At 44.4% G+C, this 13,423-nt stretch carries 9 protein-coding genes and 2 riboswitches; all 9 genes read left to right on the forward strand.

Features of this window, described 5'->3' with window-relative positions:
* Positions 1-13: 13 nt before the first annotated feature.
* Positions 14-841, forward strand: a complete 828-nt coding sequence (gene nadE / locus P8596_RS01700) for an NAD(+) synthase (protein ID WP_279725608.1) — start codon at positions 14-16, stop codon at positions 839-841.
* A 92-nt stretch (positions 842-933) separates the two neighbouring features.
* On the forward strand, positions 934-1,617 hold the full coding sequence (locus P8596_RS01705) for a hypothetical protein (protein WP_279725610.1): 684 nt from the start codon (positions 934-936) through the stop codon (positions 1,615-1,617).
* A 213-nt stretch (positions 1,618-1,830) separates the two neighbouring features.
* The gene (locus P8596_RS01710) at positions 1,831-2,787 is read left to right on the forward strand and encodes an AAA family ATPase (RefSeq protein WP_034766072.1); all 957 of its coding nucleotides are present in this window, start codon (positions 1,831-1,833) and stop codon (positions 2,785-2,787) included.
* Positions 2,788-4,005, forward strand: coding sequence for a DUF58 domain-containing protein (locus P8596_RS01715; protein ID WP_279725612.1), 1,218 nt, complete (start codon positions 2,788-2,790; stop codon positions 4,003-4,005).
* A complete protein-coding gene (locus P8596_RS01720; protein WP_279725615.1) occupies positions 4,002-6,206 on the forward strand; it encodes a transglutaminase TgpA family protein in 2,205 nt (734 codons plus the stop codon). Before P8596_RS01715 ends, P8596_RS01720 begins: the two co-directional genes overlap by 4 nt.
* Before the next feature lie 39 nt (positions 6,207-6,245).
* A riboswitch (purine riboswitch) is annotated at positions 6,246-6,347 on the forward strand.
* Positions 6,348-6,476: 129 nt separating this feature from the next.
* Positions 6,477-8,030, forward strand: a complete 1,554-nt coding sequence (gene guaA / locus P8596_RS01725; protein ID WP_279725617.1) for a glutamine-hydrolyzing GMP synthase — start codon at positions 6,477-6,479, stop codon at positions 8,028-8,030.
* A 170-nt stretch (positions 8,031-8,200) separates the two neighbouring features.
* Positions 8,201-8,302: riboswitch (purine riboswitch) on the forward strand.
* Positions 8,303-8,411: 109 nt separating this feature from the next.
* Entirely contained in the window at positions 8,412-9,746 is a 1,335-nt protein-coding gene (locus P8596_RS01730; RefSeq protein WP_279725620.1) for an NCS2 family permease, read from the forward strand.
* A 216-nt stretch (positions 9,747-9,962) separates the two neighbouring features.
* On the forward strand, positions 9,963-10,805 hold the full coding sequence (glcT, locus tag P8596_RS01735; protein ID WP_279725622.1) for a glucose PTS transporter transcription antiterminator GlcT: 843 nt from the start codon (positions 9,963-9,965) through the stop codon (positions 10,803-10,805).
* Between the two features lie 183 nt (positions 10,806-10,988).
* The gene (gene ptsG, locus P8596_RS01740; RefSeq protein WP_279725623.1) at positions 10,989-13,058 is read left to right on the forward strand and encodes a glucose-specific PTS transporter subunit IIBC; all 2,070 of its coding nucleotides are present in this window, start codon (positions 10,989-10,991) and stop codon (positions 13,056-13,058) included.
* Positions 13,059-13,423 lie beyond the last annotated feature (365 nt).

The raw sequence follows: 13,423 nt of genomic DNA on the forward strand, positions 1-13,423 counted from the left end.
GGAGTGTGAAGACATGGATTCTCTTCAAAAACAAATCGTAGAAGAAATGATGGTCTCCCCGGAAATCAATCCGCAGGAAGAAATCCGTCGCAGCGTCGACTTTATGAAGGCTTACTTGAAGAAACATTCATTTATGAAAAGTCTGGTCCTTGGCATTTCAGGAGGTCAGGATTCCACTTTATTAGGAAAACTGGCTCAGATGGCCATTGATGAAATGAATCAGGAGTCCGATTCATCGGATTATGCTTTTTATGCCGTCAGGCTTCCTTATGGGGAACAGGGGGATGCCCAGGATGCCATCGATGCCGTGGAGTTTATCATCCCGACCGTGTCGATGACGGTCAATGTCCAGCCCGCAGTCGATGCAAGCGTGGAAACGTTGAAGAAGAACGGCATCGAGCTTTCCGACTTTGTCAAAGGGAATGAAAAGGCACGTGAACGGATGAAGGTGCAATTTGCCATTGCCGCCATGAAAAATGGCGTGGTGCTCGGTACGGATCACTCTGCTGAAGCAGTCACCGGCTTCTACACCAAATACGGTGATGGAGCGGCAGATCTCGTTCCCTTATTCCGCCTGAACAAGCGTCAAGGGAGAGCGCTTTTGATCGAGCTCGGCTGTCCGGAACACTTATATAATAAGAAACCGACAGCGGACCTGGAAGAAGATCGTCCGTCGCTTCCGGACGAAGAAGCCCTTGGCGTCACATACGATCAGTTGGATGATTACCTGGAAGGGAAAGAAGTACCCTCTGAAGCCAAGAAAACCATTGAAGGTCATTACCTGAAAACACAGCACAAACGTCATCTGCCGGTTACGGTGTTTGATGATTTTTGGAAATAATCACAAAAGGTTGGCCTGCTTATTAAGCTGGGTCAACCTTTTGTTTTGGGTTCATTATTATAATTGAGATATTTATAAGAGGAGAGTATGAAATGATTGAAATGCAAGGTGGGGAAGACTTACGCTACACAAATCAGTTACCGGATTATGCTCTAAGGTTTCACAGGGGATTAATCACTGTCTTTGGAATCATATCATTAGGTCTGCTATGGTTAGTCATATATTTTTTAACCTTTGATTTTTTCCCGGTCATGGCGGGATTTATCTTCTTTGTATTTGCCATAATGGCCTTTTTAACAAGGTTTAGTTATAACAATTTGAAGCAATATACGAATTTGAACATCATAAAGCATCTCAATCATGAAGGCTACTATTTTTATTATAAAAACGTGAAAACAAAAGAAGAAGTAGAAGAGCTTATTACGTACGACCAAATGGATCAAATGATCATCGGTCATACGTTAAGGTATATCCCGAATACCAGTAATGCCATAAGAAGCCCGCGTATCATCGGGGCTAGGATTATTATTGTTTGGGATAATGCTGGGGAAAGGGACTTTCGGATTTTCGATATAGAAGTGCAGAATCAGTTGGACGGCTGGATCGATCGAATGAAATTTCACGGCATTCCAATATACGTCACCGAAAAAGATGTGGGGAGGGTCCCTGGGGATGAGTATGTAAATAAGTTTTTGGGAGAAGGAAGAGATTTGGAAGAATTAACAACTCCATTTAAGGTTGGTGGAAGAACAACGAAGAAGTTGGAAAGCTATTAATCTGAGTATATATTATGTTGGGCCTCCTGTATGTTCAGGAGGCTTCCTTATTATTTCGACAAATTTATCAGTTCTCCACCCTAAAAAGAACCTTATCTCCTACCAATTCCCTAAAATTTCTAAAGCAATTTCCCAAATTATAGAGGATTTTCGACTTTTTAAACGAAAGTAGTAATAGTTAAAGATGAGTTTGAATCATTCAGGAGGGGTACGATGTCACATGAAACGGTGAATCCAAAGTTACAAAGTATCATTGATAATATAGAGAAAGTCATGATTGGAAAGAGAAAAGTAGCGGAACTGAGCATCGTTTCCCTGCTAGCCGGGGGACATGTTTTGCTTGAAGACGTTCCGGGTGTAGGGAAGACGATGATGGTTCGCGCATTGGCTAAATCCGTTGGGGCGAGCTTTAAACGAATTCAGTTCACCCCGGATTTACTGCCGTCTGATGTGATTGGGGTATCGATTTATAACCCGAAAGAGATGGAATTTAATTTCAGACCTGGACCGATCATGGGGAACATCATTCTTGCGGATGAAATCAACCGTACATCCCCGAAGACACAGTCCGCTTTACTTGAGGGTATGGAAGAAAGCAGCGTGACGATTGACGGGATGACGCGAAAGCTCGATAAGCCTTTCTTCGTTATGGCGACCCAGAATCCGATTGAATATGAAGGGACCTATCCCCTTCCGGAAGCTCAGCTTGATCGATTCCTTCTGAAAATGAAAATGGGTTATCCGGAACCAGAGGAGGAGATGGAGGTACTTCACCGTGCCCAGCGGACTCCGCCAATCGATGAATTGGAGCCTGTTATGACCCTTGAGGAATTGAGGTATATCCAGGGGGACGTCAAGGAAGTATTGGTGGACGACACCATTAAGAAATACATTGTTGAGATTGCGAACCGTACGAGGATCCATGCGAATGTGTACCTGGGCGCGAGTCCCCGTGGATCGATTGCCCTGATGAAGGCTTGTCAGGCTTATGCCTATTTACGAGGCAGGGATTATGTAGTTCCCGACGATGTTCAATTCCTGGCGCCTTTCGTATTTTCTCACCGGATCATTATGAAGTCGGAAGCGAGATACGAAGGGATTACACCTGAAGAAGTGGTGGAGAGAGTCATGGCGCGAATTCCGGTCCCGGTACAAAGGCTTGTGAGATAAATGAAGACGAAACTTCAATTTCTTAAACCGCTGGGGAAGTTTCTGCTCCTGCTTATTCTGATGGGCGTTACTTTTTCATATGCGATGTTTCAAGGTGGGTTTGTAAGCTGGTTTCTGTTCTATAGTTTTTTGCCGTTCTCCCTTTATTCGGTTTTTGTGTTCTTATATCCGTTATCAGAGTTTTATGTGGAGCGGAGTTTTGAATCTGCTGAGTACAAGGCCGGGGATGAATTGAAGGTGACCATCACCCTGACCCGAAAGCTGCCATTTCCTCTGTTTTATTTGGTGTTGGAAGATGTGGTGACTGATTCTGTCTTTCATCAGTCCGGTTTTCAAAAGGCGAAAGCGATGATTCATCCCGGCTTCAGAAGAAAGATCAAGCTGACGTATTACATTGATGAGCTTCCCCGTGGAGAACACATCTTTTCTAATGTCAGGTTCAAAACAGGTGATTTTTTTGGTGTTTTTGAAAAGGAAGCCACGGTGGATTGTGTGGACAGGCTCCTCGTGTACCCGTCGATCGTCGATGTCCCTTATCGACCATTGGAGAATCGATATGACCAGGGGATGACGACTTCAAGTGTGAAGATCCAAAAGGATACGACAATGGCGACGGGTATCCGTGAGTATCAACCGGGAGACCGCTTCTCATGGATTCATTGGAAGACCTTTGCGAGGACCAATGAGCTGATGACGAAGGAGTTTGAGGAGCGCCAGTCCCATGACGTCCTCATTGTCTTGGACAGGGAGTCTTCGCAAGCGTTTGAAGCGATGGTGACCTTTACGGCATCGATAGTCAGGTCCATCGTCAAAAAAGGGGCTCAGGTCGGCCTTGTGTCAATTGGTGGAGATCATGTTTCATTTCCCATCCGGGGGGGAGATGAGCACTTGAGTCAGCTGAATTATCATTTGGCGAAAGTGAGGCAGGACAGCCCGTTTGCTCTGGGGAAAGTCCTGCAGGGAGCGGGATTGAACTATTCTCAATCAGCGGCGGTGCTATTTGTGACCTCGTCCGTCTCAAAAAAAATGATTATGAGCGTGAACGAATATGCGAAGCGGAACAGCTCTGTCGTCATCTTTCTGGTGAAGAGGGCAGGGGATTCGTACACGGCAGAAGAGAAATCGTTGAGAGCCTATGCCTCCTCCCGCGGCATTCGTTTGCAGGTATGCTTTGAAGGCGACTTCTCGTCGGCATTTCTGGAGGTGAAACGGGCATGAGGCAAGAAACAGCAAGCTCCTTTTTCAAGATTGTGACGTATTTCTTTGGATTCCTCCTTTTATGGGAGTGGCTAAAACCACTTAAAGTTGTGACGGACACAGCGAGTCTGACCTATTTCATTGTCTTTATCGCCTTGGCACTCGCCCTCTCTTATTTCCGGATTCATTATGCTATCACCGCATGTGTGAAAATCCTTTTTATTCTGTACAGTCTGCATGGGTTGTATTACAGGGGCTCTTTCTTCTCTCCCAAGTGGTTCGAGGAGTTCAGTCATGATTTATGGGAGAATCTCGGGTTGACCCTCGGGCGTGAATGGCCTAGTTTGTCTTTTGAGTATAGAAGCCTGTTATTCTTTGTCCTTCTGTGGCTGATGACGTACTTGATTCATTACTGGATATCTGTCCGGAAAACGATTCTCCTGTTTTATGTGATGACGGTCACTTATGTGTGTTTGATTGATACTTTCACGGTGTATGAAGGGGATCATTCGATTATACGCGTCGTCATTTTCGGCTTTCTTCTTATGGGATTATTGGCCCTTGAACGGCTGGTGCAAAAAGAAAAGCTCCTTGGTTCCAAGATGAGCCGCCATCGCTGGATCGTTCCTTTGACGGTGATGCTTACGATCAGTTCGGTTGTTGCGTTTGCAGCACCTAAAGCCGACCCGATCTGGCCTGATCCTGTCCCGTATCTTCAATCCTTTTCTGAGGGTGCCGGTGGAAGTGGTGTCAACAAGATTGGCTACGATACAGATGATACGAAGCTTGGGGGTCCCTTTGTCGGTGATCCCACGGTCATTTTCAATGCAGAGGTGACGCGGGAGCATTACTGGAAAATTGAATCGAAGGATTTATATACGGGGAAAGGATGGGAACAGTCCATTCCTGACGATCAAAAGGAACCACTCACGTTTGATTCGGGGAAAAAGGTTCCGATCCCTTCACCGGAATCCGATGAAGAGCGGGGCCTGGAAAGTGAGAAGGTCATGGTCGAGCGTACCTATTCCCATGTCGCTTATCCTTACGGGGTCGAAACGATCAACGGGAATAAAAATGGATATTTCAGCTTCGATCCCATAGATGAAAAAGTGACGAGTTATAAAGAATCCGATGAAACCGTTAAGCTTGAAGAGTATGAGCTGTCCTACCGCTCTCCATTCTATTCCCAGAAAAAGATGAAGGCGGCCAATGAGGAGCAGGAGATCATGCAGGTACCTGAGTTTGTCGACCGCTACACCCAGCTGCCTGATACGACTCCTCAGCGCGTCAAAGACCTGGCCGTTGAAATTACGTCGGAAGCAGATAATTGGTATGACAAAGTAAGGGCGATCGAGCAATATTTTTCAAAGGAAGCGTATGTATACGATCAGTTCGATGTACCGGTTCCTGAAGAAGAACAGGATTACGTGGATCAGTTCCTGTTTGAAACGCAGCGCGGATACTGCGATAACTTTTCTACTTCCATGGTGGTGCTGGTCCGCTCGCTCGGGATCCCGGCGAGATGGGCTAAAGGCTATACAGAAGGGGAATACAGCAGGCAGGTGGATTCGACCTACAAACTTTACGAAGTATCGAACAATAATGCCCATTCATGGGTAGAGGTATTCTTCCCGGAAGTGGGCTGGGTTCCGTTTGAGCCTACTGTCGGTTTCAGCAACAATGTTTCTTACCAGTATGACCTTGATATACCCGATTCTGATAATAGTGAAGTCCCTGTTCCGGAGAAAAAGGAAGCACCGAAACAACCCCTGCAGCCTGATGAAGATACCGCATCTTCCGGTAATGGTTTTTCATTATCGAAGCTTTGGGATGACATCACGTCGTTCATTGCGGACAATTGGGGCAAGATCGTGATGGGAACCATTCTGCTGATCATCATTGCCATTGCATTATACCTTGTGAGAAGACGCTGGATGCCATATGTCCTGATTTTTTACTACCGCAGGAAGTCATCGGATGATGTATTCTCGGAAGCTTATCTGTCCCTCATGAAGCAATTGGAAAGATACGGATTGAAAATGGATGACGGTCAGACATTACGGGGGTATTCGAGATACGTCGATCAGTTCTTCGGTACCCGTGAAATGACCAGTTTGACCAATAATTATGAACGGATATTATACGGTCAGAGTCCTACATCAGAAGATTGGGCGAAGATGAGGGAATTATGGGAAAATTTAATTAAAAGGACAACCGGTTGACCAGGTTGATCACAAAGTATAAAATGATGTCAAATTCAAATAGCGTTCGTTAGCATCCTTCGTATATCCTCGATAATACGGTTCGAAAGTATCTACCCGGTCACCTTAAATGACTGGACTATGAAGGCAGTGTTCTTAGTTGACATCCGTGTATTCAAAAAACTAGAATTCTGCCTTTTTTTAAGGCGGAGTCTAGTTTTTTTTATATTTTTTTTGGAATGCTAACAACAAAAGATGGTAGTAGGTAAATAAATTGAAGAGGTGAACTGAATGCTTGGTAAAGAAGAATTGCACAATCAGGAAATGATCGTCGTATTGGACTTTGGAAGTCAATATAATCAATTAATCACGCGAAGAATTCGTGAGTTTGGTGTTTACAGTGAGCTCCATCCGCATACAGTTACCCTTGAAGAAATCCAGGAAATGAATCCGACGGGGATCATCTTCTCAGGCGGACCGAACAGTGTATACGGTGAAGATTCATTCCGTTGCGATGAGCGCATCTTTGATCTTGATATTCCGATTCTCGGAATTTGTTACGGCATGCAGTTGATGACGATGCACTTTGGCGGTAAGGTAGAACGCGCTAAGCACCGTGAGTACGGGAAGGCAGCCATCAATATCGAGAAGCAGTCCAAGATATTCTCGAATCTTCCCGAAGAGCAAGTCGTATGGATGAGTCACGGGGATCTTGTAGTCGAAGCTCCTGCAGGATTCGATGTGAACGCAACGAATCCATCTTGCCCGATCGCTTCTATGAGTAACGAGGAAAAAGGGTTATATGCGGTACAATTCCACCCTGAAGTACGACACTCAGAACACGGGAACGAAATGCTCAAGAATTTCGTATTCGAAGTATGTGGATGCACAGGCGATTGGTCCATGGAGAACTTCATTGAAATGGAAATGGACAAGATCCGCCAAACAGTGGGGGACAAAAAGGTCCTTTGCGCATTAAGCGGCGGGGTCGATTCATCTGTCGTGGCTGTATTGATCCACAAAGCCATCGGCGACCAATTGACATGTATCTTCGTCGATCACGGACTCCTTCGTAAAGGCGAGGCTGACAGTGTCATGAAGACATTCGCTGACGGCTTTAATATGAACGTGATTAAAGTAGATGCCCAGGATCGTTTCTTGAATAAATTAAAAGGTATATCCGACCCTGAGCAAAAACGTAAAATCATCGGGAATGAATTCATTTATGTGTTCGATGATGAAGCGACGAAGCTTAAAGGAATCGAATACCTAGCACAAGGTACGTTATATACAGACATCATTGAAAGCGGTACGGCGACTGCGCAAACGATCAAGTCCCACCACAACGTCGGTGGACTTCCTGAAGATATGCAGTTCACCTTGATCGAGCCTCTGAACACATTATTCAAGGATGAGGTGCGTGCATTAGGTTCCGAGCTCGGTATTCCGGATGAAATCGTTTGGCGCCAACCATTCCCGGGACCTGGTCTTGGTATCCGTGTGCTTGGTGAAATTTCTGAACAGAAGCTTGAAATCGTCCGTGAGTCTGATTACATTCTTCGTGATGAAATCAAGAAAGCCGGACTTGACCGTGACATCTGGCAATATTTCACCGTTCTTCCTGACATCCGAAGTGTCGGTGTCATGGGTGACGCCAGAACCTATGACTACACAATCGGAATCCGTGCTGTCACGTCCATTGACGGTATGACCTCGGATTGGGCACGTATTCCATGGGATGTATTAGAGAAAATTTCCACACGCATCGTGAACGAAGTCGATCATATTAACCGCGTGGTGTATGATGTGACGAGTAAGCCACCTGCAACGATTGAGTGGGAGTAATGGTATAGATAGTTGTAAAGCTGACAGGTTTCTTCCGTTTCGACAAAGACGGAGGATGCCTGTCGTTTTTTGTATTAAACGAACATTGTATCGGAAAATATATAATAATGTTCGTATTTTGTATTGACGGACTGAAATCCCGTTGGTACAATAGTACTGTAATCATAAAAAACATAATAAAAGTATTACGTCGTATAATTTCGGGAATAAGGCCCGAGCGTTTCTACCAAGCTACCGTAAATGGCTTGACTACGAGGTGATGGATGAAAAGGACCGTACGTTGGTTCCTTCTTGATCTTGATCTTAACAGTCAAAGCCTTGAACTCTGGTAGTTCGAGGTTTTTTTATTTTCTACGGCGACTCTATAGGAGGAGTACAAGCATGAGGAATTTCTTTCAGTTTGACCAGTTAGGAACGAATTATAAAAGGGAGATCATCGGGGGATTGACCACCTTCCTATCGATGGCTTATATCTTAATCGTCAACCCGCTTACGTTGACCCTTCAATCCGTGCCGGATCTTCCGGACAGCATGAGAATGGATTATGGTGCAGTGTTCGTAGCGACAGCGTTGGCTGCGGCCATCGGGTCGTTGATCATGGGGCTCATCGCCAAGTATCCGATTGCATTGGCACCGGGAATGGGCTTGAATGCCTTCTTCGCATACACTGTCGTATTAACAATGGGTGTACCTTGGCAATCGGCTTTGACGGGCGTCTTGATTTCAGGACTTATTTTCATCGCCTTGACAATGTCTGGCATCCGGGAAAAAATCATTAACTCGATTCCAGCAGAATTAAAATACGCTGTTGGAGCCGGAATCGGTTTATTCATTACCTTCATCGGTTTTCAAAATGCAGGCATCATCGTAAATAACGATGCCGTATTAGTCGGTCTGGGTGATTTGACAAAGGGAACTACGTTACTTGCCATCTTCGGAATTGTCATCACGGTCATTTTAATGACAAGAGGCGTCAAAGGCGGAATTTTCATTGGGATGGTCGTAACGGCCATCGTGGGAATGATCGCAGGACTGATTGATACACCGGAAAGAGTAGTGGATGCGGCACCAAGTCTTGCACCGACATTCGGTGCAGCACTTGAACCTTTATTCAATGATGCAGGCAGTATTTTTACCATCCAAATGCTTGTAGTCATCCTGACGTTCCTATTCGTCGACTTCTTTGATACAGCCGGTACACTGGTAGCGGTGGCCAACCAGGCTGGACTTATGAAAGACAATAAATTACCACGAGCCGGTAAAGCGTTGTTCGCGGATTCTTGTGCAACAGTAGTAGGAGCGATCCTGGGAACATCTACAACCACGTCTTACATCGAGTCATCTGCAGGGGTTGCTGCAGGAGCAAGAACTGGATTCGCATCAGTTGTAACGGCTATCCTATTCCTGCTTTCGATTTTCTTCTTCCCATTACTGGCGGTCATCACATCGGCGGTGACGGCACCGGCCCTTATCATTGTAGGGGTACTGATGGTATCGTCATTAGGTGAAATCGATTGGAAGAAATTCGAAGTTGCTGTACCGGCATTCCTGACCATCGTTGCCATGCCGCTTACGTACAGTATTGCAACGGGTATCGCCATCGGATTCATTTTCTATCCGATTACGATGATCATGAAAGGTCGCGGAAAAGAAATTCATCCAATCATGTATTTCCTGTTTGTGATCTTTGTACTGTACTTTATCTTCCTCGTATAAAAATAGACAACCATCATCAGAAGCTGATCGCTTGCAGATCAGCTTCTTTTTGGTTTTTATCGGAGAAAGTGTAGAAAATAAATAAAGGGAATAACAACAATGGTAGAGAAAGTAGTACTAAGGTAAGAAGTATCAATTGAAAAAAGGGTCAGTTTTCGTTAAAATCATGGAATCGGGTAGTGTCGAAAATGGTCGAATATATAGGGAGAATTGAGTATGTCTACTTTAAATGTAAAAAAAGTCTTAAACAATAACGTATTGATTGCCGTTCACGAGAGCTACGGAGAAGTCGTGCTGATCGGGAAGGGGATAGGGTTCAACCGGAAAAAGGGTGATCCCATCCAAAATGATATTGCCGAAAAGATGTTTGTCCTAAAAGGGGAAAAAGAACAGGAGCAATACAAAAACCTTCTTCCTTTTTTAAATGAGGATATGTCAAACGTCATTATCTCTGCCATCGAATTGATCAGGAAAAGAACCAATTCATTCCTTAACGAGCATATCCATATCGCCCTTACAGACCATATTCTATTTGCCATTAACCGATTGATGAGAGGGATGGAGATTCGGAATCCGTTCCTGGTGGAGACAAGAACGCTGTATCCATTTGAATATGAAATAGCGAAAGAAGTCGTAGGCATGATCAATGAAATGACTGATGTTCATCTTCCTGAAGGGGAAGTGGGATTCATCGCCCTTCATATTCACAGTGCCATGATGAACAAGGATCTTTCTGAGGTGAATCAGCATTCCCAGTTGGTCAGTCGACTGATAGGGATGATCGAACAACAGCTGGACGTTGAAATCAATAAAGAAAGCGTCGATTATATGAGGCTCATACGTCATATTCGCTATACGATCGAGAGGGTTCTCAGGGGAGAAAGAGTAGAAGAACCAGAAAAAATTGCAAAACTGTTGAAAGAAGAATACCCTGTCTGCTATAATCTATCTTGGAAGCTGATTAAGATGATGCAGCAAACATTGCAGAAACCCGTGTACGATGCCGAGGCAGTATACCTCACAATGCATCTGCAGCGGATTCAAAATAAAGTGAATTAACGTACTTATCTTTTCTTACGTGTTACTGATTCGATCAGGCATGAGTAAAGAAGATAATTGAAACGTGTATTTTGGGGTAGTCTATCCATATACGTTCATTATCCTCTTTTCTCATGCCTTTTTTGTTTGGTTAGGCGCAATCATCTAATTAGTCGAAAATGAAAATAAAGGGAGGAAACTCACATGTTTAAAAAGGCTTTTGGTGTACTACAAAAAGTCGGTAAAGCATTAATGCTTCCAGTTGCGATCTTACCAGCAGCCGGACTTTTACTAGCGTTTGGTAATGCTCTTCAAAATCCAACGCTTCTAGACATTGCCCCATTCCTTAATAACGGCGGCGTTGAAACCGTTGCCAGCGTAATGGAACAAGCGGGTGGAATTATCTTCGGAAACCTGGCATTGCTCTTCGCAGTCGGAGTTGCCATCGGTCTTGCCGGTGGAGAAGGGGTAGCCGGTCTAGCGGCTATCGTTGGTTTCTTGATTATGAACGTAACAATGGGAACGGTTGAAGGATTAGGTATTGGTGACGTTACAGGTGACGGTGTCGATCCTGCATTTGCACTGGTCCTCGGTATCCCAACCCTACAAACAGGTGTATTCGGCGGTATCATCGTCGGGATCCTGGCAGCGTCCATGTACAACCGTTTCTACCAAATTGAACTTCCTTCATATTTAGGGTTCTTCGCAGGTAAACGATTTGTTCCAATTGCCACAGCAGCATCTTCCGTGGTATTAGGATTATTAATGTTATTAATTTGGCCACCGATCCAAGATGGTCTTAACACATTCTCTAACTTTATGCTCGGTGAAAACAGAGCACTTGCAGCGTTTGTATTCGGTGTAATTGAACGTTCACTTATTCCATTCGGATTGCACCACATTTTCTATGCTCCATTCTGGTTCGAATTCGGTTCTTACACATCAGCAGCTGGTGATGTTGTACGTGGGGACCAGGCAATCTTTATGAAACAAATTCAAGATGGTGTACAAGACCTGACTGCAGGTACGTTCATGACAGGTAAATTCCCGTTCATGATGTTCGGACTTCCAGCAGCGGCATTGGCGATCTACCATGAAGCGAAGCCGGAACGTAAAGCTGTTGTAGGTGGGATCATGGCATCCGCTGCCTTGACTTCATTCTTGACAGGTATCACAGAACCAATCGAATTCTCATTCTTATTCGTAGCACCAGTACTATTTGGAATACACTGTATCTTTGCAGGTTTATCATTCTTAACGATGCATCTGTTAAATGTAAAGATTGGTATGACATTCTCGGGTGGTTTAATTGACTACATTCTATTCGGATTGATTAACCCACAAACGAATGCCTGGATCGTCATCCCGGTAGGTATCGTGTTTGCATTCATCTACTACTTCGGATTCCGTTTCGCTATCCGCAAGTTCAATCTTATGACTCCTGGTCGTGAAGACGTGGATGAAGATGAAGATGACGCTCCTGCAAGCTCAGCTGGTGATCTTCCATACAACATCCTTGACGCAATGGGTGGACAAGAGAACATCGCTCACTTAGATGCATGTATCACTCGTCTGCGTGTATCCGTCAATGACGTGAAACAAGTAGATAAAAACCGTCTGAAAAAACTGGGTGCCTCAGGTGTACTTGAAGTGGGAGATAATATTCAAGCGATCTTCGGACCAAAATCAGACACAATCAAATCACAAATGCAAGACATCATCCGTGGGAAAGCTCCACGCAGAGTAGAAACAAACGCAAACGAAGAAGTAGAGCAACAAATCGAAGAGGTGAATCCGGAAGCTCTTCAAACAGAACGCGACAACGAAAAATTCGTAGCTCCGATCACAGGTGAGATCAAAGACATCACAGAAGTTCCTGACCAAGTATTCTCAGGTAAGATGATGGGTGACGGTTTCGCGATCGTGCCGACTGAAGGAACAATCGTTTCTCCAATCACAGGTAAAGTCGTGAACGTATTCCCAACGAAGCATGCCATCGGACTTGAGTCCAAAGCAGGCCGTGAAGTCTTGATCCACGTGGGAATCGATACAGTGAAATTGGAAGGTAAAGGATTCGAAGCGCTAGTGAAAGAAGGGGACCAGGTAGAAGCCGGTCAACCATTACTAGAAGTGGATCTTGACTACATCAAGGCAAACGCACCATCCATCATGACACCGATTGTTTTCACAAACCTAAAAGAAGGTCAACAAGTGACAATCGAGAAGTCTGGTAACATTAACCGTAACGACGAAAACATCATTAAGATCGACTAATAGTCAAATGATACACCGGCTCACCTGCCATCATGGAAGGTGAGCCGGTTTTATTTTTGTTTATATATAGAAGATAATGGTTGTTTTAAATAGAAGAATCACGAACTCATAGTAGGAGGGTGTGAAAGTTTTTAAATTAAATCTAGTAAATCTATTGACGAATATCTAATAGCTTGATATACTTTAAAAACCGTCGCAAGAGAGTAGCGGGTTACATAAACAACATTCAACGAGATCATAAAACATTTCAAAAAAGTTGTTGACAAACGCACTGAATTCTTGATATGATGGTCAAGTCGCTTCGAGAGAAGCAACGGAACATTGAACCTTGAAAACTGAACAAAACAAGACAATACGTCAACGTT

The organism is Rossellomorea sp. DA94 (assembly GCF_029834455.1).
Lineage (GTDB): Bacteria > Bacillota > Bacilli > Bacillales > Bacillaceae_B > Rossellomorea > Rossellomorea vietnamensis.

Excerpts from the sequence above, each read along its gene's own strand:
- nadE (WP_279725608.1), top strand. The coding sequence starts at position 14 with ATGGATTCTCTTCAAAAACAAATCGTAGAAGAAATGATGGTCTCCCCG.
- P8596_RS01705 (WP_279725610.1), top strand. The coding sequence starts at position 934 with ATGATTGAAATGCAAGGTGGGGAAGACTTACGCTACACAAATCAGTTA.
- P8596_RS01710 (WP_034766072.1), top strand. The coding sequence starts at position 1,831 with ATGTCACATGAAACGGTGAATCCAAAGTTACAAAGTATCATTGATAAT.
- P8596_RS01715 (WP_279725612.1), top strand. The coding sequence starts at position 2,788 with ATGAAGACGAAACTTCAATTTCTTAAACCGCTGGGGAAGTTTCTGCTC.
- P8596_RS01720 (WP_279725615.1), top strand. The coding sequence starts at position 4,002 with ATGAGGCAAGAAACAGCAAGCTCCTTTTTCAAGATTGTGACGTATTTC.
- guaA (WP_279725617.1), top strand. The coding sequence starts at position 6,477 with ATGCTTGGTAAAGAAGAATTGCACAATCAGGAAATGATCGTCGTATTG.
- P8596_RS01730 (WP_279725620.1), top strand. The coding sequence starts at position 8,412 with ATGAGGAATTTCTTTCAGTTTGACCAGTTAGGAACGAATTATAAAAGG.
- glcT (WP_279725622.1), top strand. The coding sequence starts at position 9,963 with ATGTCTACTTTAAATGTAAAAAAAGTCTTAAACAATAACGTATTGATT.
- ptsG (WP_279725623.1), top strand. The coding sequence starts at position 10,989 with ATGTTTAAAAAGGCTTTTGGTGTACTACAAAAAGTCGGTAAAGCATTA.